Source organism: Mesorhizobium sp. B2-4-3, from assembly GCF_006442815.1.
Taxonomy (GTDB): Bacteria; Pseudomonadota; Alphaproteobacteria; order Rhizobiales; family Rhizobiaceae; genus Mesorhizobium.
This window is the reverse complement of sequence record NZ_VFVL01000072.1, coordinates 1-1,615: the sequence shown is the minus strand read 5'-3', so window position 1 is coordinate 1,615 and position 1,615 is coordinate 1. Positions and strand designations below refer to the sequence as shown.

The following is a 1,615-nucleotide window of genomic DNA, read 5'->3' as shown; positions in this document are numbered from 1 at the left end:
AGACCCTCTTATGACCGTGGTCAAGAGTGATGGATGAACTTTTCCGCCCCATGTCGTTTGTCACAGGTTTGTTCTTCATTGATGGGCAGCACGGGGACGGGATGGGCCTTGAGACGACGGTTGATCCAACTCTTATCCGCGGATTGGTTACCGCACTTCCGTAATTCGTCTTGGGCTTTCCCTGTCTAGGTTCGGGCGTTGGGCCGTAGGCCCAGCCACATAGGGTCCGACGGGAATTCCCCACCGTGGCCACATCCCGTCTCCGTGCTGCCCGGTTTTTCTGCCGGGAGATCCGGCGCGGGCAGAGCCCTCAATCCGGCGGCGCCCGCGCCAAGGGGACGCTTGCCGGTATCCTGATCTTCAATGCAGGAGCGCACCGCATCTCAACGCACCGGTTCGACCTGGTGGCCGATGGCCCACAGGAAAGCCGCCATCTCACGGGCGATCGCCGCAACGACGATGGGGGTCTTCTTGCCCGCAGCCGTCAGGCGCCGGTAGCGGGCGCAAAGCCGGGTCTGTGCCTTCCAGGCGATCTCGCGCACGGCCTTCGGCAGGCCTTCGAGGCGGGCGCGAATGGGTTCCGTCACCCGGGCCGGATAGCGATAGCTCCAGGCGCCCTCGACCAGGACGCGGCGGGCGCGGCGGTTGCCGGCCAGCGTCAGACCGCCGCGCTTGACCGTGTCGCCGGTTGAGCGCTCCGAGGGCACCAGGCCCAGAAAGGCCATCAGCTGGCGCGGATTGTCGAAGCGGCGGACATCACCGACTTCGCTGACGAAAGTGACGGCGACGATGAAGGACACGCCGCGCAGCGCCTGATAGGCCGCCACCACCGGCGCCATCGACCAGCTCGGCACCAGCTCGACCAGCTGGGCATCGAGCCGCTCCAGCCGAGCCTGCGCATCGGTGATCACGTCGACCTGGTCCTGGAAGACGATCTGCTGGGCCGGATGGTCGAATTTCTGCGCCGCCAGCCAGCGGGCATGTGCCAAGCTCCAATTCTTGCGGCCGCTAAAGACCCGGCCATGGCGCAGCAGGAAGGACAGGAGCTGCTGGCGCTTCTTGCGCAGATCCTCGCTCGCCGTGGCCCGCACCCGCACCATATCGCGCACCGCTTCATGCATCGCGTCGGGAACCCAGATCCCCTTTAACTCGCCGGCCCGCAAAAGCCGCGCCAGGCTGACCGCATCGCGCCGGTTCGTCTTAACGCGCTCGCCAGGGCGCTTCGGGATCAGCGACGGCGCAACGACATCGCAGCGATGGCCGAGCGCGACGATCTGGCGGTAGAGCCCGTAACCGGTCGGGCCGGCCTCGTAGCACAAATGCAGGCGAGGATGCTTTTGCTCCAGCTTGCGCACGAACCGCTCCACCGCCGCCGGCGTCGCCTCGATCTCGCCGAAGAAGTGGACCTCCCCCTCTCGGCCACCCTCGGCAATCGCAATCGCGTGCTTGGCTTTCGACACATCGACACCGACGTAAAAAACATTATCTTCTGTCATGGCCCGTCCTTTCTTCGCTTGGGGCTCGGCTCGGGCACTCCCCGAAGCAATCCCCGTTTGCTTTACAGCTGCAAAGACTTAGGACGGGCCGCCGCTCAGACCACGGTCATAACGTCTAG

The 1,615-nt window shown here is 65.0% G+C and carries 1 protein-coding gene; it reads right to left on the bottom strand.

All coding sequences use genetic code 11. The features are described 5' to 3' along the window. Window positions 1-383: 383 nt before the first annotated feature. The gene (locus tag FJ956_RS30365) at window positions 384-1,496 is read right to left on the bottom strand and encodes an IS110 family transposase (RefSeq protein WP_140684995.1); all 1,113 of its coding nucleotides are present in this window, start codon (window positions 1,494-1,496) and stop codon (window positions 384-386) included. Between the last annotated feature and the right edge of the window lie 119 nt (window positions 1,497-1,615).